This is a genomic window from Nostoc sp. DedQUE02, assembly GCF_034531035.1.
In the GTDB taxonomy this organism is placed as follows: Bacteria; Cyanobacteriota; Cyanobacteriia; order Cyanobacteriales; family Nostocaceae; genus Nostoc.
This window is the reverse complement of sequence record NZ_JAVRBY020000025.1, coordinates 70513-92181: the sequence shown is the minus strand read 5'-3', so window position 1 is coordinate 92181 and position 21669 is coordinate 70513. Positions and strand designations below refer to the sequence as shown.

The following is a 21669-nucleotide window of genomic DNA, read 5'->3' as shown; positions in this document are numbered from 1 at the left end:
ACACTTGCCTACTCAATCAGATTAAAAATCAACTACACGGCCAATGTCAATCCTCACCGAAGTGAATACGATCAATACGACTACACCTACATCTACCGAACCACAGGCTATAAATGAGACTACAATCAATTCTGAGATTAAAACAACTTTCACTTCTGAAGAAATTCAGAAATTGCTACCCCACCGCTATCCATTTTTACTTGTAGATAAAATAATTGATTACGTTCCAGGGGAAAAAGCTGTTGGTGTTAAAAATGTCACTATCAACGAACCCCATTTTCAAGGACATTTCCCTGAACGTCCACTGATGCCAGGGGTGCTAATTGTCGAAGCAATGGCACAAGTTGGGGGCATTGTCTTAACTCAAATGTCTTCGGTACAAGACGGGCTGTTCGTCTTCGCTGGTATTGATAAAGTTCGCTTTCGCCGCCAGGTCGTACCGGGAGATCAACTAATAATGACAGTGGAACTGTTATGGGTAAAACAACGTCGTTTCGGTAAGATGCAAGGTCGTGCCGAAGTTGATGGTCAACTTGCTTGTGAAGGGGAATTAATGTTTTCTTTAGTTAGCTAAAAGTTTGCTTTCGTGGTACGGGCATAGCCGTGAAATGCCCCTACTGAATTCTAAAAAAGGATAACAGTTAAAAAATCCACAACAGCATCTGATAATTTATCGATTTTCGCCGCCCTCTCTCTACGAGACGCACTCACAAACACACTTAACTTGCTTTGCCCGACACTTTCGTTCACTGAAATACTTCACGCTCAACAATGTCAGTCGCCTCGATGGGACAGCAGTTGGTATAACTCTCTTAACCAGAGTAATGCACTGCTTTAAAATCCCACCCCGGCGCTGGCTTATCAAGACAGTTCTGGAGATTCACCCTTGAAAACGCTAATTCATCCAACTGCTGTAATTCATCCGAAATCGGAACTTCACCATACAGTGCAAGTCGGTGCCTATGCTGTGATTGGAGCGCATGTCAAAGTGGGCCCTGAAACAATAATTGGCGCTCATGCAGTGCTAGAGGGACCTTGTGAAATTGGGGCGCAAAATCAGATTTTTACAGGTGCAGCCATCGGTATGGAACCCCAGGATCTCAAATTTGTGGGAGAACCAACTTGGGTCAAAATTGGTGATAACAACTTAATTCGTGAGTACGTTACCATTAACCGCGCTACCGGTGCCGGTGAAGCGACGGTAATTGGTGATGGTAATCTGCTGATGGCTTATGTCCATGTGGCTCATAACTGCGTGATTGAAGACCAGGTAGTGATTGCTAACTCTGTGGCGTTGGCGGGTCATGTCCATATAGAGTCACGCGCAAGACTGAGTGGGGTTTTAGGTGTCCATCAATTTGTGCGTATTGGTAGACACGCAATGGTGGGAGGCATGGCACGTATTGACCGCGATGTAGCCCCATATATGCTAGTAGAGGGAAATCCAGCGCGGGTGCGAACCCTCAATCTTGTTGGACTCAAACGCTCTGGTATGGATTCAGCAGATTTACAAATGCTCAAAAAAGCTTTCCGCATTCTCTACCGTTCTGATTTGTCCTTTAAAGGTGCTTTGGAACAGTTGGAATTGTTAGGGGATAGCGAAGAATTGCAGCATCTGCGCCGCTTTCTGCTACTTTCTCAGATGCCTGGAAGACGTGGCTTGATTCCCGGTAGGGGAAAAAAAGCCGTGAGTGATGAATAGTGAGATGTGAGATATTATAATGTCTGTCGAATTAACCATAATCAAAGCACCCCACCCCCAACCCCTCCCCGCTCTTCGAGAGGAGGGCAAGAGGGTAGTTAGTAAGGAGTTAGTGGGGAGGGGTTATGAGGAATTCTGGTTATTGATCAGACATTATGAGTTATGAGTTGATGACTTAAATATGTTTAACTCCTCACTCCTAACTCCTATAATTTTTACTAATTACCAATTATCAAATGCGGATATTTATCAGCACTGGCGAAGTATCTGGCGATTTACAAGGGTCGCTGCTAATTTCAGCGCTGAAGCGTCAAGCTGTGGCGGTTGGGTTGGAATTAGAGATTTTGGCGCTGGGTGGCGAAAAAATGGTAGAGGCTGGGGCAATTCTGTTGGGAAATACTAGTAGTATCGGCTCAATGGGTATTCTAGAAGGGCTGCCTTATATTTTACCGACTCTCCAGGTGCAACGTCAGGCGATCGCTTCTCTAAAACAAAATCCACCTGATTTAGTGGTGCTGATCGATTATATGACTCCCAATCTGGAAATTGGGACTTATATGAAACAGCATCTGCCAGATGTACCTGTGGTATATTATATTGCTCCCCAAGAGTGGGCTTGGTCATTAAGTTTGCGAAGAACTAAGCGGATTATTGATTTTACAGATAAGCTGTTGGCAATCTTCCCCCAAGAAGCCCGTTACTTTCGCGAGAAAGGCGCAAAAGTGAGTTGGGTAGGACATCCTTTGGTTGACCGGATGCAAGATGCTCCTACTAGGGAAGCAGCTCGTGCAACACTAGGGATTGCACCAGAAGAAATTGCGATCGCACTTCTCCCCGCCTCTCGCCGCCAAGAATTAAAATATCTTTTACCAGTAATTTTTCAAGCCGCCCAAACTATTCAAGCGAAATTACCTGAAGTTCGTTTCTGGATTCCCTTGTCGCTGGAAGTTTATAGACAGCCAATTGAAGAGGCTATTGAGCGTTACAGTTTACGGGCGACAGTTATATCAGGTCAACAAATAGAAGTTTTTGCTGCGGCTGATTTAGCCATTAGTAAATCTGGTACTGTCAATTTAGAACTTGCTTTGTTAAATGTGCCACAGGTTGTAGTTTATCGCCTCAGTCGTTTGACTGCGTGGATAGCTCGTAAAATCCTCAAAGGTTCAATAACCTTCGCATCGCCACCTAATTTAGTCGTGATGAAGCCGATTGTGCCAGAATTTTTACAAGAGCAAGCCACAGTAGAAAATATTACCCAAGCAGCGATGGAACTGCTACTCAATCCCAATCGCAGAGAACAAACTTTGCTAGATTATCAAGAAATGCGGCAAAGTTTAGGAGAAGTTGGAGTGTGCGATCGCGCTGCTCAAGAAATTTTGCAAATGGTGGCGGGGACTGGGGGTTAGGAACTGGGGACACTTCAACAGCGCGGTAGTTGAATCTCGACTCACTTCGACGCCGCTCAGTGCAAGTCGCTCGATTACCGCGTAGTCGAAACTCAGTGCATCGCTGGGGACTAGGAAAATTTTGTATATTTAATACGCCATACTCAATACCCAATACCCAATCCCCAATCTCCAATCCCCTTAGAGGTGTCATGGCTTATGAGATGAAAAAACAAAGAGCGATCGCAGTTGACTTATTCGCTGGCGCAGGCGGTATGACTCTTGGCTTTGAACAAGCAGGCTTTGATGTACTGGCGTCTGTGGAAATCGACCCGATCCACTGTGCAACACATGAGTTTAACTTTCCTTATTGCTCAGTGTTATGCAAAAGTGTTGTGGAGACAACCGGAGAAGAAATTAGGAATCGGTCTGAGATTGGCGATCGCGAAATTGATGTGGTAATTTGTGGCTCACCATGTCAAGGATTTTCCCTAATTGGTAAACGGGCTGTTAATGACCCCCGAAACTCTTTGGTGTTTCACTTTCATCGGCTGGTTATTGAACTAAAACCAAAGTTCTTTGTGATGGAAAATGTTCGAGGGATTACAGTTGGTGAACATAAACAAATCCTCCAAACATTAATTAGCGATTTTAGAATTCACGGCTATAAAGTAGAAGAAAATTATCAAATTCTCAACGCTGCAAATTACGGAGTACCACAGTCTCGTGAGAGATTATTTCTCATAGGCGCAAGGGAGGATGTAAAGTTACCGAAATACCCTCAGCCGATTACTAAACAAGCGTTACCAAATAATTTAAATTCTAAAAAAATATCTGATATTCCATTGAGTCCTACAGTATTGGATGCAATTGGAGATTTACCTGAAATAGAAAAATATCCAGAGTTACTAACAAGAGATTGGGTTGTAGCAGAATACGAAAAGCCTAGTAACTATGCTCTTGTACTTCGCGGTATTAAATGCCTAAACGATGATTATTCTTACAAACGAGAATATGATTTGCGAATACTTTCTTCAAGTTTAAGAACCAAACATTCTGCGGAAACTGTTAAACGTTTTCAGGAGACTCAACAAGGCGAAAGAGAAAAAATTAGTCGTTTTCATAAGCTACATCGTGATGGTGTCTGTAATACTTTAAGAGCCGGAACAGATAAATATAGGGGTTCTTTTACATCTCCGAGACCGATTCATCCGTCTACGCCGCGCTGTATCACCGTCAGAGAAGCGGCGAGATTGCATTCTTACCCAGATTGGTTTAGATTTCATGTAACTAAATGGCACGGATTTCGGCAAGTTGGTAACTCTGTACCACCGTTACTAGCAAAGGCTGTGGCGGCAGAAATTATTCGCAATTTGAATATTTCGCCTTTTAAACCGAGTTTTGGATACCAGTTGGGAGAGGAAAAGCTATTACAATTTAATATGTCGCAAGCGGCACAATATTATCAGTGTGAATAGTAAGAATACACTCTGTAATATGTGCAAGTTAGGCTAAGTCCAAGCACGGAAGAATGTACTATCTTCCCAGATATTAGCAGTCGCCAGTGCGATCGCTGTTAATTCTTCCTTTTTAAGAGGCACAAAAGCCTGCGCTATCTTGACATTATTCTCTAATTGTGCGATTGTCTCTGCCGCAATTACACAACAATTAACTCCAGGTTGAGACATTGTGTAACCTAAAGCTTGCTCCATACCTGCCAACCCACCTGATTTAAAAAGCCGACCATAAGCCGGAACTTTCATCGCAATCACACCAACATTTTTTGCTTGAGCAACTGGTAAAACTACTGGGATAAATGGACGTGGGTGGTGTTTGTCGGCAGCATTCACAGGTATGAGTGTAGTGTGGAAAGGATAGCGACGCAAGCCTTCGGCAATTACTTGAGGGTCGTGATGTCCGGTAATACCTGCAAAACGCACCAGTTTTTGTTGTATCGCTTCTTCTAAAGCTTTAATAGCGCCAGATGGACTAAAGATGGTGTCGAGTTCTTCAGAAAAAGAAACGTGATGCAACTGCCACAAATCGAGATAATCTGTATTGAGACGTTTAAGCGATCGCTCCAATTCTCGCCATGCACCATCACGATCTCTTCGATCCGTCTTGCTTGCTAGAAACACCTTTGAGCGATGGGGTGGTAGCACTTTGCCTAAATAATCTTCACTCGGCCCATAACTAGACGCTGTATCAAAGTAGCGGATGCCAAGTTCCAGCGCTCTTTGAATAATTGCTGTAGCATCACCCTCTTTTCCTTCCCAGGATAGCGGCGTTTGTCCTGCTCCTCCTAACCCGAAGATCGGGAGTTTTACTTGCGTGCGTCCCAGCACCCTTTCTGGCATAGTTGCTGGCGGTGTTGCGGTGTTGGTAGTATTTTGCTCAAAAGCATTAGTTATCACAATACCTCCAGTCACAGCAATGCTGGTAATTAGGAAATTACGCCGCGTTTTTCCTTCTGTCATAATTGGCTTCGGGGGCGAAATTACTTTTATTCTAATATCTTAGCTAAAGAGAATTAATCTGAGAAAGCAAAATTACTGATAGATTAGGGACGCTATGAAAGCGCTGATCGTTAATTAGAAAAGTAGAACATTGAGCCAAAAGTGCTGTTGTTGCATGAATAGCATCTGGTAATTTAATGTTAATACTGGCACGCAGTTGAGCAGCTTCAATTAAAATCTGACGACTGACAGGAATTACTGTTAAATTCTGGGAATTGCTAATCAGTTGTCTGTTGAGCTAAATCCTGATTTTGGAAAGGTTTTACTAATACTTCAGCAAGTGAGAATTCACTATTTACTATACTCGTTAGAGGTTTTTCAGAATGCTCTGAGGGTGACTCCAGAAGGACTATTACCTCGACAGTTGCACCTGCTGGAAGTTCTGGAGAACAGATTTCTACTATACATACCGCCAGGTTTGACGATCGCCTGTTGCCTGAGTCCATTAAGCATGATAGTTTATCCTCATTAGCGCCGGAATATCGCAGTGCTTTTTCTAGTTTAGCGCTGAGGTGCGATCGCATTTTTATCAGCGTAGTTAAGATTTTTCTGATATTCTATGATTTTTTGCTGGGCTATTGCATAATTGGGGCTAGAAGATGGCACGGTTTTCATAAGTGCGATCGCAGCTTCCCACTGACTGACAACTATTTTCCACTCATCTGGAGATTTTGCTGACTGAGTAAGGTTAGCGGCATTAATTGCTTTACTTACTGCTTCTCGAAATGTATCGGTTTGAAGTAACACGGTCGGAGATTCTGAAATAACTGATGAGGGTGTAACTAATATAGAACTTGATGGTATTTGTGTTGAATTTTTAGAGATTAGGGGAAGTATTTCTATAAATCGTGAAAATAAATATATTCCTATAGCAATTGAAAATATCAAAAAAATAGCTAGCCAATTTTTATTTAAATTATGATATTTATGTTTAGTCTTAGCAATTACAGTTCCTTCATTATTCGATAAAATATTTGATTTCATTTGGTATACACCCATTTCTCCGCGCAATCTATTAAGTTCTTGATCTGTATTAAAATCAGTCTTGGATTTACTTGCATCTGTTTCTTTAGTGCCAGAATAAGCAGATATTATTCGCTGTCTCACCAAATGTTCAATTTGATAAGTTAGTGCCCCAGCAGAAATATAAAACAGCCCAAATATTACTATTATATTATTTTCGATTCTTGTGTAGTATTCAACTGGCTTAGTGTAGCTAATATGAAACAATGGTAAGAGCATTGTACAAAAAAAAGCTGCTATCAGTGTAGAAATTGCAATTACAAGCCAAGCATACAATCCTTCCCACCAACTCATTATTCCTGGAAATAACCCTTTGCTTCTACCTATTTCTGGTGCTTGAATTTCTGATATAAACCGACTAATGAGTAAGTGTAATAAGTGATGAGTAAAAGAAATTATAGGAATAGGAGATAGCATTAACAGTATTGTCAAGATAACAAATAATTCGGGGCTTTATGCCAAGTATGTAATTCGGTAGCCTATTTTTCCAGGATTATTGAGTACAAATATAATAAAACTCAAAAATAGATTCAAAATTAATGCTTTTAACCAAGAAGTAGGATAAGGAAACCATAAAGGCCAGTAAAAGTTTTGTAGTTTCTGTTTAGTAGATTCTTGAATATTAGTATTTTTCATAATTAACAAATGCGAAAAACTGATAAATTATCGTCTATGTTAGGATTCCCCATATACATACAAAAGCAACATTTACAAAATTTTTAGAGCTAAATATTTAAAATTTCCTTGATTAATTAGATTTTTGGCATCAGCCCCTGCTGTAGAATCTTTCTCTGCACCTATGTATGATTCAAATTAGATACTAACGTTCCTTTGTAATCACAGAGCTACCATTACTAATACTTACTTTTTGAATAAAAATGTCAGTACAAGAGGATAAAATATCAGTACCTATTTGATTAGCAATAAATTCAAAATCTTGGTTTGTTAATCCCCGTGCAGTATCACCACTTAAGTTAATAAAAATAGTTAGAAATTGAGATTCACTAGAAGACTCTTCATTATCTGCTGTTTCTAAGTCACTTTCTACTAAGCCTAGATCAAATTCTTGATGCCAAGCTGGAAACTCCTTTCCTGTTTGTTGACCGTAAACTTTAACTTTTGCAACAGATGCAGCCCCTAAAGCCGTTAAACCTTTGCGGATAAATGCAACTAAAATTTGCTGATTTGGTACTTCGGCAGATTCTAGCATTACCTCTAAGCAAACATCCTTGAAGGCAACTTTTGCATTGATCCCTTTAGGGTGTAGGTGGCGGTTCATCAGAGATGCGATCGCCTCAGTATCTCCATGTTTTGCAAGTTTTAGAATATTTGGCTGTGTCATAACCAGTAAAAGAAAAAATCTCGGAAAATAAACTTATATTCTCAGGATTCCCTCTTGACAGCCTTAAGTAACATTATGATGTAAAATATCAGCTAAACTGGGCTAAAATATTTAGTATAAAGATAGTCATTCACAAAGTTTTGCAAAAAATCTATTTTCCCTGTATCAACATAAAAAATTCTTGTTTTTGTGCTTGCCTTAACAGGATTAATATTAATCAGTTTAATTCCAACTTTCAATATGAAGTTTTATCGAGATCATGCTTGGCCTTCGACATTAGAAGAAGCCATAGTTATCCAGGAAACGCTGCGAGATCAAGTAATTACTGAGGATCAACTGCAAGAACCTATCCAGTATGTTGCTGGAGTGGATATGGGTTTTGAAGCTGATGGAACCATTAGCCGTGCAGCTGTGGCAGTACTGAGTTTTCCTGATTTGGAAGTAATCGAGACAAGCCTAGCATACCGTCCTACGACCTTTCCTTATGTTCCTGGATTTCTCTCATTTCGGGAAATTCCAGCTGTCCTCGATGCTCTGGAGAAGATAAAAACAATACCAAATATCATCCTGTGTGATGGTCAAGGAATTGCCCATCCCCGTGGATTAGGTATAGCTAGCCATTTAGGGTTACTTACAGATATGCCAACAATTGGTGTAGCTAAATCCAGGTTGGTAGGTAAGTATGAAGAATTGCCAGAAACCAAAGGCAGCAGCCAACCACTGATATATAACGGTGAAACGGTTGGGGCAGTTTTGCGATCGCGCACAGGAGTAAAACCTCTGTACATCTCCAGTGGTCATCGAATTAGTTTACCTACGGCGATTGACTATGTATTACGCTGCACGCCCAAATATCGGCTGCCAGAAACTACACGCATTGCTGATAAATTAGCATCGGATAGATAAAGCTTGTTGAAGTTTCTTCTAAATACTTGCTTGCACCTACTCAATCGTGTTAGGAATCGCACAGAAAGAAGTTGATGTAGCTAAATACCACTTACGAAGTTAGAACAATGAACGCACTAACTTTACATTGGCACGATGCAGGCCAAGATAAAACTCAGAATATTTACGAACAACAGCCAAGTCATAATCCTGGTACTGTCCGCATCGGTCGTGACCCCCTCCGGTGCGATATTGTTCTGAGTCATCCTACTGTGTCTGGTCTGCACATTGAAATATTTTTTCATCACCAGCAACAGCGTTTTTATATCAGGAATTTGCGATCGCAGAATCCCCCCGTTGTCGATGGACGGCAATTAGTCCAAGGTGAAATGCCTTTAACTCAGGGCAGTAGTATCTCTTTGGGACAAATAATACTCAACGTTACTAGCGTTTCTACGGGTAACATACCAGCAACAATTTTGTTACCACCCCATCCACCAGTACATATCGGACATCATCACCATCCACCAACACCCCCCGCACCACCGCCAGGAGTTTATGGCTTAGAATGCCCCAAATGTCATAAAGTTTCCCCAGGCGAGAATCTACAAATTGGCTGTCGTTGGTGTGGGACATCTTTAGCTGCGGCTGTGAGTGTACTAGTAGCACCGGGTAGTTGAGAAGTAAGGTAGGGGAGAAATCAATTCAAAATTCAAAATTCAAAATTCAAAATTAAAGAACTTTTGCCTCCTCTTTCCCAATGACCAATGACCAATGACTAATGACCAATAACCAATGACTAATGATTTACAAATCCAATTGAGTTGGGAAGAACCAGCGACGGGTGAACGGCGAGAACCGAGGTTGAATATGCCGATCGCTTTTGGTCGGGAATTTGCTCGCTTACCTGCTGAACTTAGGGGAGTGCGGGTTTCTCGGATGCTGCTCAACAGTAACGAAGTCTCTCGCTACCATGCCTTAATTGACTGGGAACAAGACCATTTAGTGGTGATTGATCAAGGCAGCGTTAACGGTGTCTATGTCAATGGTCAACCACAAACGCGCAGTATCTTAGTTAATGGTGATACATTGCAAATTGGCCCATATCTGATCGCAGTGACATTTGCTGCTAACGCCTCTGCACCAGATACTAGCCCCCCTTCAACGATTCACTTCAACGCAAATACCAATCGCCCAGACCCCAGCTTGCCTGTAGCCCAGCCGCTAACACCCGTGGCAAATAATTTTCCACCATTAGCGTTTCAGGCACAAAAAGTAGCTGTGCAAGCACTTCATGCTACAGGATTGCCAGTAGAAGAATCCGATTATCTCGCGATCGGAGCGGGATTGGGTAGCTTTTTATGGACTGATTTGCTGCGAATTAGTGGTGTACGTGCTGAAAAAATTGTCGCTTTGGGATTAGAGGCGGAACCTTATGCTCGTTACAAGCGCCTTTGTTTGAATTCGCAAATTCCCTTATACGAAAGACTGCGTTCTAATTCTGACTCTTGTCCTGATAATATTTGGGGTTGGCCTAGTTATGCCTTGCGTGAGGCTTGGCATGATTTCACCAAGGGAGAGATGAAGTCAGCATTCAAGTATTTGTGGCAAGTGTTTGCTGAACCAACATTTGCAGAAACTTATACTCCTCGTGCAGGTAATGTTTTTGATTCTATAGACCGGGAGACGAAGCGCATTGGCTGGAATCAAATTTATCGCTATGGGCGAGTTAGGGTAATTCGCAAAACTGATGATGGCAGATATTGTGTAGGCTATTCTCGCAGCCCAGGAAATTATGCTTTTTTAATTAGTCGTTATTTACATTTAGCTACTGGATATCCAGCAATTCAGTTCCTGCCAGATTTGCAAGCTTATAGAGAAAAATATCAAGACTTTAAATCTGTAGTCAATGCTTATGAAGCTCACGATCATGTTTATGAGCAACTAGAGCAACATGGTGGTACGGTATTGATTCGGGGGCGGGGAATTGTCGCTTCACGGATTGTGCAACGCATTTATGAAGCTAGAAAGCGAAATCGGAATATTTCAGTTTTGCATTTAATGCGATCGCCTAAACCCCAAGGCAACAAATTTCAAAGAGCCACGCGCCTAGTCAAAAATCATTACGAATTTCAACCCTTTAACTGGCCGAAAGCCTGTTGGGGCGGCGAACTTCGGGCAATGTTAGAAAAAGCCACTCCCGATGAACGCAAACGTTTACTAGCAGACTGGGGTGGAACTACCACCGCCGACCGCCACGACTGGCAGGAAATTACTGCTCAAGGGTTAAGCGAAGGCTGGTATCAGATTACCTTCGGCGAGGTGCTGGATGTGGAACGAGATCCCCAAAACCGCACTATTACCCGTATCCGAGAGCAAAGCTTTGGGGAAATTAAATTGCTAGCTGACTTTATTGTTGATGCTACTGGACTGGATGCCAAAGTAGATGCCAATCCCCTGCTGGCAGATTTGGTGAAACATTACAATTTACCAGTGAATCATCTGGGGCGATTGACTGTAGCGAACAATTTTGAATTAGTAGAAATGCGTAGCGATCGAGGTCAAATGTATGCTGCTGGGGCGATTACTTTAGGTGGACCTTATGCCGCAGTTGATAGTTTCTTGGGCTTGCAATACGCTGCATTAGTCGCCGTTGATGGACTCGCCGCCGCCCGTGCGCCTGGAGTTCAAAGGTTGAATACTATAAGTTCCTTTAGACAGTGGTTGAAGTGGGTGTTAAATCAATCACCTTAGTTTAATAAAGCAGGGCGCAGGAGGAATACAGTATTTATCTAGCTGTTTTAAGTACCAAACTTGAAACTTAAGGTTCAAAAGCTAAATAAAAACTGATTGATCTTACAAATGAAAAAACCCGGCTTAACCGGGCAGACGCACTGTTTGTCTAATTCACCTGTAATGACTACTTAATCTCACAAGTTAGAGGACAAGCAGCGTAAACAGTAGTCTGCATTTGGTCTGCCTCTCCATGCAGCCAGCTTAACCATTTAACTTCACTAGGATGAACTCCTTTAAGAGTTAGCACGCCCGCAGCTAATACAACTGCCATGACATTAAACATGATTAAAGCACTTGCTACAAGCAAAACCGCACTCACAGGCATCACAGATTGCAGAATAATCGACAAAAGACATCCCACGGTAGCCATCAAGACAACTAGTGGAAAACCCACAACCAACAAGCATACTGCTAATGTAAAAGTCCATATTAAAAAGCTTTTAATCATCAACAAGGAGTAGGTCTTTCCTAGATTAGAGCTTTGAGCAGAAACCATGACTTTTCCTCCTAAAAAACACAGCATATTTTAATTTCAGTCATATCTCGTTTTTTGCGAGTAAACTGAATTCTCTCAGTGAAATTCAGTATATAAAAACTAATCGGAAAAATGAGCATTTATTTACTAAAGTTTACAGTTAATCTTTTGTAATTATGGATATAAACTCAACTTTACATCTATTAAAAATACTTCTTTGCTGCATCTATCTTCAGGTATAGAACCTAAAAGGTATGAGCTTTTAACCTTGATCCCCAAGATATCACTCCTATTGAACTTAATATTTCTTATAAAAATTCGTAGCGGCTCTCATAATTCCTAAATGGGCTGAATAAATGATCTGCTAGTATTTATGCTGTTAATTGCTGGCAATTCGTGCCCATACCTGAGATAAATTTCTCATCTAAGCCATGAGAATATTTACTTTAAACAGCAAGTACTGAAAAATACTTTTAGACCAGCGTGTATTTGCTGAGGTGTTTTTAGTCCTTGCGTGTGTTAAACCAGTTTAGATAGGTTAAATAATTTATCAAAATATTCTGAGTAGTGGAATCTCAGGAAAAAAAGATACCAACTGAGGTGGATGGAATGGATTGACCGTGGTTCTTAAGTTTCAATCGCCTTACATTACCGCTAAAGCTCGCAGGCAAGCATTCTCCAAAAGTCATCGAAGCAAGTGACTTGACTTTTCATTAATTCAACTTTTTAACTGCCAAATGTGAAGATATATGACAGAATCACAGTCTCCATTAAATACTAACTCTGCTGCTGGACGTAACCTGCCACCAATGCCGCCGCCACCGCCACCAACCCCAACCTTTAGTACGCAGAGGCAGATGACGCAAACACTGGATATGTCAATGGATAGAAGTACTAATCCGCCTGTTGCAGGTCATCGTCCGGGTAGTCCACCGCCAATACCTAGTTCAGTTCGCCCTCAAAGCAGCAGTGCGGGGCCCACTTTAGAGAAATTAATTAGAGAAGCTTACGATCATGGATATTCTGACTTGCACTTAGGTGTAGGTGAAGTACCCCGCTTCCGCAGTCGAGGAGAAATTCAATCAATGGATTATCCAGAAACAGATAAAGAAGCTTTTATGAGTTGGTTGCGGGAGGTGATGAGTGAGGGGGAAATTCAGCGCTTTGAAGAACATTTAGAATTTGACGGAGCAACTCAATATGATTTTGCTCGCGTGCGGATTAATGTTTTTGGAACTCTTAGAGGGCCTGCAATGGTCTTGCGGTTGATTCCACTGAAAATCTTAACTATGGAACAGTTGAATTTACCGCCAGTTTTCCGGGATATTTGCCATCATCACAAAGGTTTAATTTTGGTGACTGGGCCCACTGGTTCTGGTAAGTCCACCACAATGGCAGCGATGGTTGACTACATCAACAAGGAGATGGCCAAGCATATCATCACCATTGAAGACCCGATAGAATTTATCCATCAAAGCCGCAAGTCTTTAGTCAAACAACGGGAAGTGGGAATGCATACCCGGAAATTTGACAACGCTTTGAAAGCAGCTTTGCGGGAAGATCCAGATTTGATTCTAGTGGGCGAAATGCGGGATAAGGAAACAGTGAACACCGCCCTAAAAGCCGCTCAGACTGGTCACTTAGTCATGGGAACCCTGCACACCAATAGCGCTGTCAAAACTATTGAGCGGATTCTCAATCTCTACTCTGGTGACGAACAGGATGCGATGCGCGTGGCAATTTCTGAGTCTTTAGTGTCAGTAATTGCTCAAGGTTTGTGTCGCACAACTGACGGGAAGCGGGCTGCTTTCCACGATGTGCTGATCAATACTGAGGCTATTAAAGAATGGATCAAAGATGGTAAGTATGATGAAATTGGCGAGTTGATGAAACAAGCTAGCTTTGACGGCATGATTACGATGAATCAGTCGTTACTCAATCTCTATCAAAATGGCCGTATTACTGAAGAGACTGCTTTAGAAATGTCACCAACTCCTAACGAAATGGCGCAGTTTCTCCGAGGTCGGGTTTAAGTCTTTACCCGCAAATATACTTTACTTCAAAACTATACCTCAATACGCGTGGGTTAATAAAAATAGTAGGTTGGGTTGAGCGTAAGCCTTACCCAACCTACGCCAGTTTTAGTTATTTAGCCTTAACTAAACCGTATTTAATTATACCAATCAATATTTTCAGTCTTATTTTTAGTATTTTGTCTGTCCCTCTACGGTGTACACACAAGTCTGAAACAGTTTATATCGTGTCCGGTTAAAGACTTATCATTAAGACTGCAAGGGAGCAGGGGGCAGGTGGTCACTGAATCTCGACTCACTTCGGCGCCGCTCAGTGCAAGTCGCTCGATTTCCGCGTAGCCGAAGTGGGGCAGGGAGCAGCGAAAGAAAGGGTTTTCGGGTTTTGCACAGATGCGGAAATTATAACTAATCAGCCGGATACGATATTAATCATCTTGGTTTAAGCATAAGTTTTACCCCTCCCTAACCCTCCCCGTATGTATTGGGGAGGGAACTAAATTTACTGTTTCTGCCTGACAGATTGAGGGATTAAGGGGGGTAATTTGATTTGTGTATACACAGCTTTACTAAGGAAAGGGATATCTGATAGGACAGGTTGGGTGTGATTCAAAGTTGCACATAGCGTTAATTACGAATTACGCTGACTGTTTGCGCCAACTGCGTTTTTTGAGCTTTGTTTGCCAAGACTCCATGTAAGTGTAGAAAACGGGCGTTAAATAAAGTGTGAGAAACTGCGAGAACACTAATCCCCCAACTACTGCTAAACCAAGGGGGCGGCGTGTATCTGCTCCGGCTCCCAAACCGAGGGCGATGGGTAGTGTACCCATAAGTGCTGCCATTGTCGTCATCATGATTGGGCGAAACCTTACCAAGCAGGCTTCATAGATAGCTTCATAGGGGGTTTTGCCATTTTGACGGGCAATAATTGCAAAGTCAACCATCATAATGCCGTTTTTCTTGACAATGCCAACCAGCAGGATAATCCCCACGAAGGCGTAAATATTCAAGTCAACTTGAAACAGCAACAGCGTCAGTATTGCCCCAAATCCAGCAGAGGGTAAGCTAGAAAGGATTGTCAGTGGGTGAATGAAGTTCTCGTAGAGAATTCCCAACACGATATAAATCACGAAGATGGCAACTAGTAGTAGCAGTCCTAAACCTTGAATCGATGACTGGAATGCTTGCGCTGAACCTTGGAAGCCTGTACTAATAGTCGGTGGAAGTGTTTGACGGGCGAGTTCCTCAATTTTCCCAGTGACGTTACCGAGTGAAACTCCTGGCTTCAGGTTAAAGGAGAAGGTAACAGATGCAAGTTGCCCTTTGTGGTTGATAGTCAAAGGGCCCACATCTTTGCTCAAGGTTGCTACAGCATTGAGAGGTACAAGTTGTCCACTAGGGGCACGAACTGAAAGTAAATCTAGAGCATTGGCATTTTGCTGATATTTTGGTTCCACGCCCATAATTACTTGGTACTGGCTATCGGGGGCGTAAATGGTGGAAACTTGGCGAGTGCCATAGGCATTACTCAGAGCAGTTTCGATTTGATTGGCAGTCAAACCTAGAGCCGAAGCTTGGTCGCGGTTGATGTCTACTTTTATTTGCGGATTTTTAATTTGCAAATCGCTGTTGACATCTTGTAAATCTGAGAGCGATCGCAATTTCTCTTCTAAAGCTGGAGCGTACTGGTAAAGTTCCTGAATATTGGGAGTTTGCAGAGTAAATTGATACTGTGCTTTTGTTTGTTGTCCACCAACATTAATCGCTGGGGGATTTTGTAAGAATACCTTAATTCCAGGCACAACTGATAACTTCGGTCGAAGTTCTTGCACAACTTCATCAGCACTGAGACGGCGTTGAGAACGAGGCTTGAGTTCGATTAAAATTCTGCCAGCGTTGGCGGAAGCATTAGGGCCGCCAGCTCCGACACTGGAGTTAATGGAATCGACATTCGGATCGCGATAAGCGATCGCAGCTACAGCCTGTTGATGTTTTACCATTTCATCAAAGGATATATCTTCTGATGCCTGAGTTGTTGCCGTAATTTGTCCAACATCTGCGTTGGGAACAAAACCTTTCGGTACAATTATAAATAGATACACTGTTGCTACAAGAATCGCTCCCGAAATCACCATTGTTGTGCGGTGATACTTGAGTGATTTCTTCAAACTCCAATCGTATCCGCCTAATATCACATTAAAAATATTTTCTGAAAAGTTGTAGAGACGACGGTTAAAGTTTTGAATTTTGGATTTTGGATTTCGGCTTACTTCGACTTCTCTACGAGACGCTACGCGAACGCTCAGTACAAGTCTCTCAGTCGAACGATTTTGAATTTTGGATTGAGAATTGAGAATTTCTCCTTCATCTTCCCCTGCTTCCCATACTTCCTCTACTTCCTCTGCTCTCTTATCCTCTTGCTCGTGATGAGGTGGACTCAAAAATCTCGAACAAAGCATTGGCGTTAAGCTGAGGGAAATTACGCCAGATACCAAGATGGCAACGCTGATGGTAACAGCAAACTCGCGGAATAATCGCCCCAAAATTCCTTCCATGAACAGTATCGGGATAAATACTGCTACCAAAGAGATGGTCATTGATAAAATAGTAAAACCAATCTCTTTAGAACCATTTAAGGCTGCTTCCATGCGGCTTTCGCCCATTTCCATGTGGCGGACAATATTTTCCAGCATGACTACGGCATCATCAACCACGAAACCTACAGAAAGAGTCAACGCCATCAGCGATAGGTTATCGAGGGAGAAGCCCAGTAGTACCATGACCCCAAAGGTCGCTACTATCGAAAGCGGTACTGCCAAACTGGGAATGACTGTCGCAGAGATATTGCGGAGAAACAGAAAGATTACCAGCACCACCAGAGCGATGGTGAGCAACAGCGTGAATTGTACATCATCCACCGACTCGCGAATTGACTGGGAGCGATCGTAGAGAATATCCATGTTCACAGCCGCCGGAATCTGTGTACGGAAGCTGGGTAGCAGTTTCTTAATTGCATCTACTACCTGAACAGTATTAGTTCCCGGTTGGCGCTGAATTGCCAAAACGATCGCCCGCACTCCAGAATTTTGGACTTCGGCTTCGCTCAGTCGAACGATTTTAGATTTCTCCCCTGCTCCCTTACTCTCCTTCTTGACAGGAAAATACCAACTCGCAATCTTATCATTTTCCACGCTGTCTAGGACTTGACCTAGTTCACCTAGCTGCACTGGTGCGCCGTTTTGATAAGCTACATTCAGGGAACGATAGCTAGCGGCATCGTTGAGTTGACCGTTTGCTTGGATGGTAGAATTCTGCTGTTGACCGTAAAGTGTCCCGGTAGGTAGATTGACATTTCCGTTAGCGATCGCATCAGCTACTTCATCAATTCCTATTCCCTTGACACTCAGCGATTCGGGGTCAACCTGAATTCGTACCGCATACTTTTGGGAGCCGTACACCTGCACTTGCGCTACCCCATCCACCATTGATAGACGTTGTGCTAGCAATGTTTCAGCATACTTGTCTACAGTTGACAGGGGCAGAACAGACGAATTCAGGGAGATATAGAGAACTGGCTGATCCGCCGGATTTACCTTTCGGTAAGATGGTGGATTAGGCATATTAGTCGGTAACTGCTTCGCTCCCTTAGAAATAGCAGATTGCACATCTTGGGCTGCGCCGTCGATATCCCGATTGAGGTCAAATTGCAGCGTCAGTTGTGTAGTACCCAAAGAACTGGTAGAGTTCATCGAACTCAATCCCGCTATGCTCGAAAACTGCTGCTCTAATGGGGTTGCGACTGAGGCAGCCATAGTTTCCGGGCTAGCTCCAGGCAGGTTAGCCGTTACCTGGAGTGTTGGATAATCTACATTGGGTAGGTCGCTGACGGGTAGCTGTTGATAACCGATCAGCCCAAATATCAAAATACCAACCATAACTAGAGTCGTCATGATTGGACGCCGGATAAATAGCTCGGAAATGTTCATCGCGTTCCCTTAAATAAGTGCTGTTAGCGGATAGCTAAGGTTGAGCCAGTGCTGAGTACAGACGCGATTAATCGCGTCTGTAAAGGATTAAGGAGTACTGTTAGCGGTAGCAGGCATTTACCCCTGCTAAGTAAGGAGTTTATCTTTCTCCCCCTGCTCCCCCTGCTCCCCCTGCTCCTCTGCTTCCTACTTCCGGTTTCACTTGGACTGCGGCACCAGCCACTAGGTTGAATTGTCCATCAGTGACTACTTGTTCACCTGATTTCAACCCTTGCTTAATCACTGTTTCGTTCCCAACGGTGTCGCCAACGATAATTGGACGCATTTCTGCTGTTTTGTCAGGTTTGATTACATACACAAACTGTCCCTGTTGTCCACTTTGTACCGCCTGAGAAGGCACAGTAATCGCATTTGGTTCTTCGCTGAGTTTGAGTACTACATTGACAAACTGTCCTGGAAACAAGCGCTCGTCAGCATTGGCAAAAGTACCCTTAAGTTGAATTGTGCCTGTTTGGGTATTGACTCCATTATCAACAAAGGTGAGTTCGCCTCGTACCGGATGTCCTGCATCTTTAGGAGGTAAGGCATCGACTTCTAACTTGCCGTTATTAGCACTATATTTTTTGATGTCTGCCAGCAGTCGCTGGGGAATGGAAAAGTTGACGTAAATCGGGCGAATTTGGCTGATTGTAATTAGCGGATCGGTGGCATTCGCCTGTACCAAATTTCCTTGAGTTAGCTTTAGGCTGCCTGTGCGTCCGGCAATTGGTGAGTAGATGGAACTGTACGAAAGTTGAACTCTAGCATTGTCGATCGCAGCTTCATCTGATGCTACTGCTGCCAAGGCATTTTGGACATCTGCTTGGGCTGCCGCCACTGCTGCTTGAGCATTTGCTACTCCACCTTGATCTGCATTTACTGTCGCCTGTTGAGCATTAGCACTGGTTTGATATTGTTCAGCCTGTTCTTTACTGATTGCCCCTTGCTTGAGCAAAGTACTATAACGTTGAGCTTGTGCATTTGCATTTGTTGCCTGGGCTTTATCCTTGACTACATTTGCTTTTGCCTGGTTCACTTGGGCGATCGCTTTCAATACGTTTGCCTGTGCCTGTTTCACCTGAGCTAAATCTTTAGCTTTAGTAGCATTGGCTTGCATCAGCGCGGCTTGCAGAGGACGGGAATCAATTTTAAATAACAAGTCACCTTTCTTAACGTTCTGCCCTTGTTGAAAATAAACGCCAATAAGTTGTCCGCCCACCTGAGACTTGACAGATACTGTAGAATATGCTTCCACCGTTCCAGTAGCCGCTAGCTGTATTGGAATCGTTTTTTGAGTTGCAGTGGCAACCACCACTGGCACTGCTCGTTTTTTTCCTGCTTCTTTGCCACTTGATTGGGCATCGGAAGCATTACAGGCACTACACAAATAGGCTAGACTTAACATAAGTAGCGAGAACCGCCCTCTTTGAATAATGCTCTGAAAGCGAGGAACAATTTGAGCAGAAGATGAAAGCTTTATCGTCTGAACAGAGGCTAAACAGCGCATATCAACAATTTAGGGGAAAGGGAAAGCACAGATACGTACTAGCTTGTCATTAGACATCGCATTTTCCGCAAAATGGTTGGTTGCGATTAATTCTAATTAGGAAAGCATAATATTAGCTAAACTAAACATTAGTGTACTAATAATTGCTTTTTTCGCCTACCCCTTTTGGAGAGAAATTGTTGTTAAACACTTGTGACTTTTGTACTAAGTCCTTGTGACTTTGGTATGAAGCCATTATGATTTTATTAATATATGGGGCTGTGTCGCAAAAATAGAATAGCCTAAAGTAACTTTATTTTACGAAGGCGATCGCTGTTTGTCTTTAAGCCAAAAGAAATCTTTGGATTCAGATATACAAGCGATGCCTACGGTGGTCACTGAGCCTGTCGAAGTGCGGTAAACTACGCCCTCAACTGAAATTTAAGCAGCACAAAAAATTGGGGCAGGTGACAAACCCGCCCCGATCGCTTCTGATATACTGCGCCCAACGGCTGTAGCTACAGGCTTTAAACTATCAACTAAATGCACCATATCTTCTAAAGAAAGTGCTTGACGGGCATCAGAAACAGATTTTTCTGGTTCTGGGTGACATTCAATAATTAATCCATCAGCACCGCAAGCGATCGCAGCCCTAGCCACAGGTGCTACCAACTCCCGTTTGCCGACGGCATGGGAAGGATCTACAATTACAGGCAGGTGAGTTATTTGCTTGAGTGCTGCCACTGCTCCTAAATCTAGGACGTTGCGAGTGTAATCATCGAAGCTGCGGATACCTCTTTCACACAACACCACATCAGGATTCCCGTGACTGAGAATATATTCAGCAGCCATAACGAATTCTTCAATTGTCGCTGCTAAACCACGCTTGAGTAGTATCGGTTTCCCAGCTTGTCCTAAAGCTTTGAGCAAGTCGAAGTTTTGCATATTGCGGCTACCAACTTGAAGCATATCAGCGTGGGCAGCGACTACTTCAATTTGGGAAATTGACATAACCTCAGTGACAACCGGCATATTGTAATGCGATCGCACCCTTGCCAAAATCTCCAATCCTGACTCTCCCATACCCTGGAAGGCGTAGGGAGATGTGCGGGGTTTGTAGACACCGCCACGCAAAGCCTGTACCGATGCAGTAGATAACGTTTGGGCGACTATCTCCATTTGTTCTAAGCTTTCAACAGTGCAGGGGCCGCCGATAATTACTAGTTCTTCACCGCCGAAAGCGACTTCTTCTGAGATTTTAACGATTGTCTGGTGATTTAGATGGGATTGTGCAGCAAGTTTGGCATTAATCATGGTTTCATTTTCCTGAAAAGTTAAGTATTGGGGATTGGGGATTAGGAAATTTCTTTCCCAGTCTGCGATAACAACAAAAAAGCCCGGAACTTTTAAAGGTTCCGGGCGCGTTCTGATTCATCGACATGACGCTATTTACCCGGAACCTATTCTGGGCCAAAAGTAAAAGCCATAAAACCAGCTACTGAAATAAGTCATGACGATGAAAGTCTCCTTAAAACAACAAAAACCGCAGAGTTCGCTCTGCGGTTCACCGGGCGGTTTCCGTAAGGAAACTCGATTCACTCCCGGTGAACCACCCTAAACCAAAAATAAAAGTAGGAATTTGTATTAAGCATTTACGGGGCTTTTGCTGGAAAACATAAAAACTATACCTATCTAAGGTAACATTATCAGCAAGAGTCGGCGGTGTCAAGACCTCCACAAATTATAAAAAAGCGATAGACTCAGTACAACTGTGGGGAGCCAGACTAGTAAAGCTTTGCAAAATTCAAAATCACGTTTTGTTCTAATTGTGTAGTGAAATATTAGTTGCTTGTCATTAGACATCTGGTGAAAAAGAATGTAAAGACATTCTCTATTGAATAGAATCCAACCAAATCATGTGAATCAGCGAGGATTCTACGCGGTGACTTCCGTCTATCAGAAGTTTAAATCAGGATTGAAAAGTTAAAATATATAATTCTCCTG

Annotated in this window: 17 protein-coding genes; 8 read left to right on the top strand and 9 right to left on the bottom strand. The window is 42.8% G+C overall.

Going from position 1 to position 21669, the window contains the following annotated elements:
• Positions 1-43 precede the first annotated feature (43 nt).
• The 4 genes from fabZ to RMX98_RS19565 all read left to right on the top strand — a co-directional run bounded on the left by fabZ (position 44) and on the right by RMX98_RS19565 (position 4565).
• Entirely contained in the window at positions 44-574 is a 531-nt protein-coding gene (gene fabZ / locus RMX98_RS19580; RefSeq protein ID WP_322679558.1) for a 3-hydroxyacyl-ACP dehydratase FabZ, read from the top strand.
• Positions 575-886: 312 nt separating this feature from the next.
• A complete protein-coding gene (gene lpxA / locus RMX98_RS19575; protein ID WP_322679559.1) occupies positions 887-1702 on the top strand; it encodes an acyl-ACP--UDP-N-acetylglucosamine O-acyltransferase in 816 nt (271 codons plus the stop codon).
• Between the two features lie 236 nt (positions 1703-1938).
• Positions 1939-3108, top strand: coding sequence for a lipid-A-disaccharide synthase (lpxB, locus tag RMX98_RS19570; protein ID WP_322679560.1), 1170 nt, complete (start codon positions 1939-1941; stop codon positions 3106-3108).
• Between the two features lie 203 nt (positions 3109-3311).
• Complete coding sequence (locus tag RMX98_RS19565; protein ID WP_322679561.1) at positions 3312-4565, top strand: DNA cytosine methyltransferase; 1254 nt, start codon at positions 3312-3314, stop codon at positions 4563-4565.
• Between the two features lie 33 nt (positions 4566-4598).
• Here the strand turns inward: RMX98_RS19565 and RMX98_RS19560 are convergent, their stop codons facing one another.
• From RMX98_RS19560 to RMX98_RS19540, 5 genes are all read right to left on the bottom strand, one after another.
• On the bottom strand, positions 4599-5564 hold the full coding sequence (locus RMX98_RS19560) for an aldo/keto reductase (RefSeq protein WP_322679562.1): 966 nt from the start codon (positions 5562-5564) through the stop codon (positions 4599-4601).
• 43 nt (positions 5565-5607) lie between these two features.
• Positions 5608-5826, bottom strand: a complete 219-nt coding sequence (locus RMX98_RS19555; RefSeq protein WP_409881623.1) for a type II toxin-antitoxin system VapC family toxin — start codon at positions 5824-5826, stop codon at positions 5608-5610.
• The gene (locus tag RMX98_RS19550; protein WP_322679563.1) at positions 5822-6127 is read right to left on the bottom strand and encodes a hypothetical protein; all 306 of its coding nucleotides are present in this window, start codon (positions 6125-6127) and stop codon (positions 5822-5824) included. Before RMX98_RS19550 ends, RMX98_RS19555 begins: the two co-directional genes overlap by 5 nt.
• Positions 6105-7043 carry a hypothetical protein gene (locus RMX98_RS19545; RefSeq protein WP_322679564.1) on the bottom strand — a complete coding sequence of 313 codons (939 nt, stop codon included), beginning with the start codon at positions 7041-7043 and terminating at the stop codon, positions 6105-6107. The genes RMX98_RS19550 and RMX98_RS19545 overlap by 23 nt, the downstream gene beginning before the upstream one ends.
• 403 nt (positions 7044-7446) lie before the next feature.
• Positions 7447-7968, bottom strand: coding sequence for a hypothetical protein (locus tag RMX98_RS19540; protein ID WP_322679565.1), 522 nt, complete (start codon positions 7966-7968; stop codon positions 7447-7449).
• A 240-nt stretch (positions 7969-8208) separates the two neighbouring features.
• Here RMX98_RS19540 and nfi point away from each other — a divergent pair, with 240 nt between their 5' ends.
• The 3 genes from nfi (at position 8209) to RMX98_RS19525 (ending at position 11607) form a co-directional block, all read left to right on the top strand.
• Complete coding sequence (gene nfi, locus RMX98_RS19535; RefSeq protein WP_322679566.1) at positions 8209-8874, top strand: deoxyribonuclease V; 666 nt, start codon at positions 8209-8211, stop codon at positions 8872-8874.
• A gap of 107 nt (positions 8875-8981) precedes the next feature.
• Positions 8982-9533: an FHA domain-containing protein gene (locus tag RMX98_RS19530; protein ID WP_322679567.1), complete on the top strand. Its 552-nt coding sequence runs from the start codon at positions 8982-8984 to the stop codon at positions 9531-9533.
• Positions 9534-9648: 115 nt separating this feature from the next.
• The gene (locus RMX98_RS19525) at positions 9649-11607 is read left to right on the top strand and encodes an FHA domain-containing protein (protein WP_322679568.1); all 1959 of its coding nucleotides are present in this window, start codon (positions 9649-9651) and stop codon (positions 11605-11607) included.
• 166 nt (positions 11608-11773) lie between these two features.
• Here RMX98_RS19525 and RMX98_RS19520 read toward each other — a convergent pair whose 3' ends face one another.
• Entirely contained in the window at positions 11774-12145 is a 372-nt protein-coding gene (locus tag RMX98_RS19520) for a hypothetical protein (RefSeq protein WP_322679569.1), read from the bottom strand.
• Between the two features lie 728 nt (positions 12146-12873).
• Between RMX98_RS19520 and RMX98_RS19515 the strand changes: the two genes are divergently transcribed.
• Positions 12874-14157 carry a type IV pilus twitching motility protein PilT gene (locus RMX98_RS19515; protein WP_322679570.1) on the top strand — a complete coding sequence of 428 codons (1284 nt, stop codon included), beginning with the start codon at positions 12874-12876 and terminating at the stop codon, positions 14155-14157.
• 635 nt (positions 14158-14792) lie between these two features.
• Here RMX98_RS19515 and RMX98_RS19510 read toward each other — a convergent pair.
• The 3 genes from RMX98_RS19510 to aroF form a co-directional block, all read right to left on the bottom strand.
• Positions 14793-18140 (bottom strand): efflux RND transporter permease subunit, encoded by a 3348-nt coding sequence (locus RMX98_RS19510; protein WP_322679571.1) that lies wholly within the window; start codon positions 18138-18140, stop codon positions 14793-14795.
• 139 nt (positions 18141-18279) lie between these two features.
• Positions 18280-19584 carry an efflux RND transporter periplasmic adaptor subunit gene (locus RMX98_RS19505; protein ID WP_322679572.1) on the bottom strand — a complete coding sequence of 435 codons (1305 nt, stop codon included), beginning with the start codon at positions 19582-19584 and terminating at the stop codon, positions 18280-18282.
• A gap of 522 nt (positions 19585-20106) precedes the next feature.
• Positions 20107-20979 (bottom strand): 3-deoxy-7-phosphoheptulonate synthase, encoded by an 873-nt coding sequence (gene aroF / locus RMX98_RS19500; protein ID WP_322679573.1) that lies wholly within the window; start codon positions 20977-20979, stop codon positions 20107-20109.
• Positions 20980-21669: the final 690 nt, after the last annotated feature.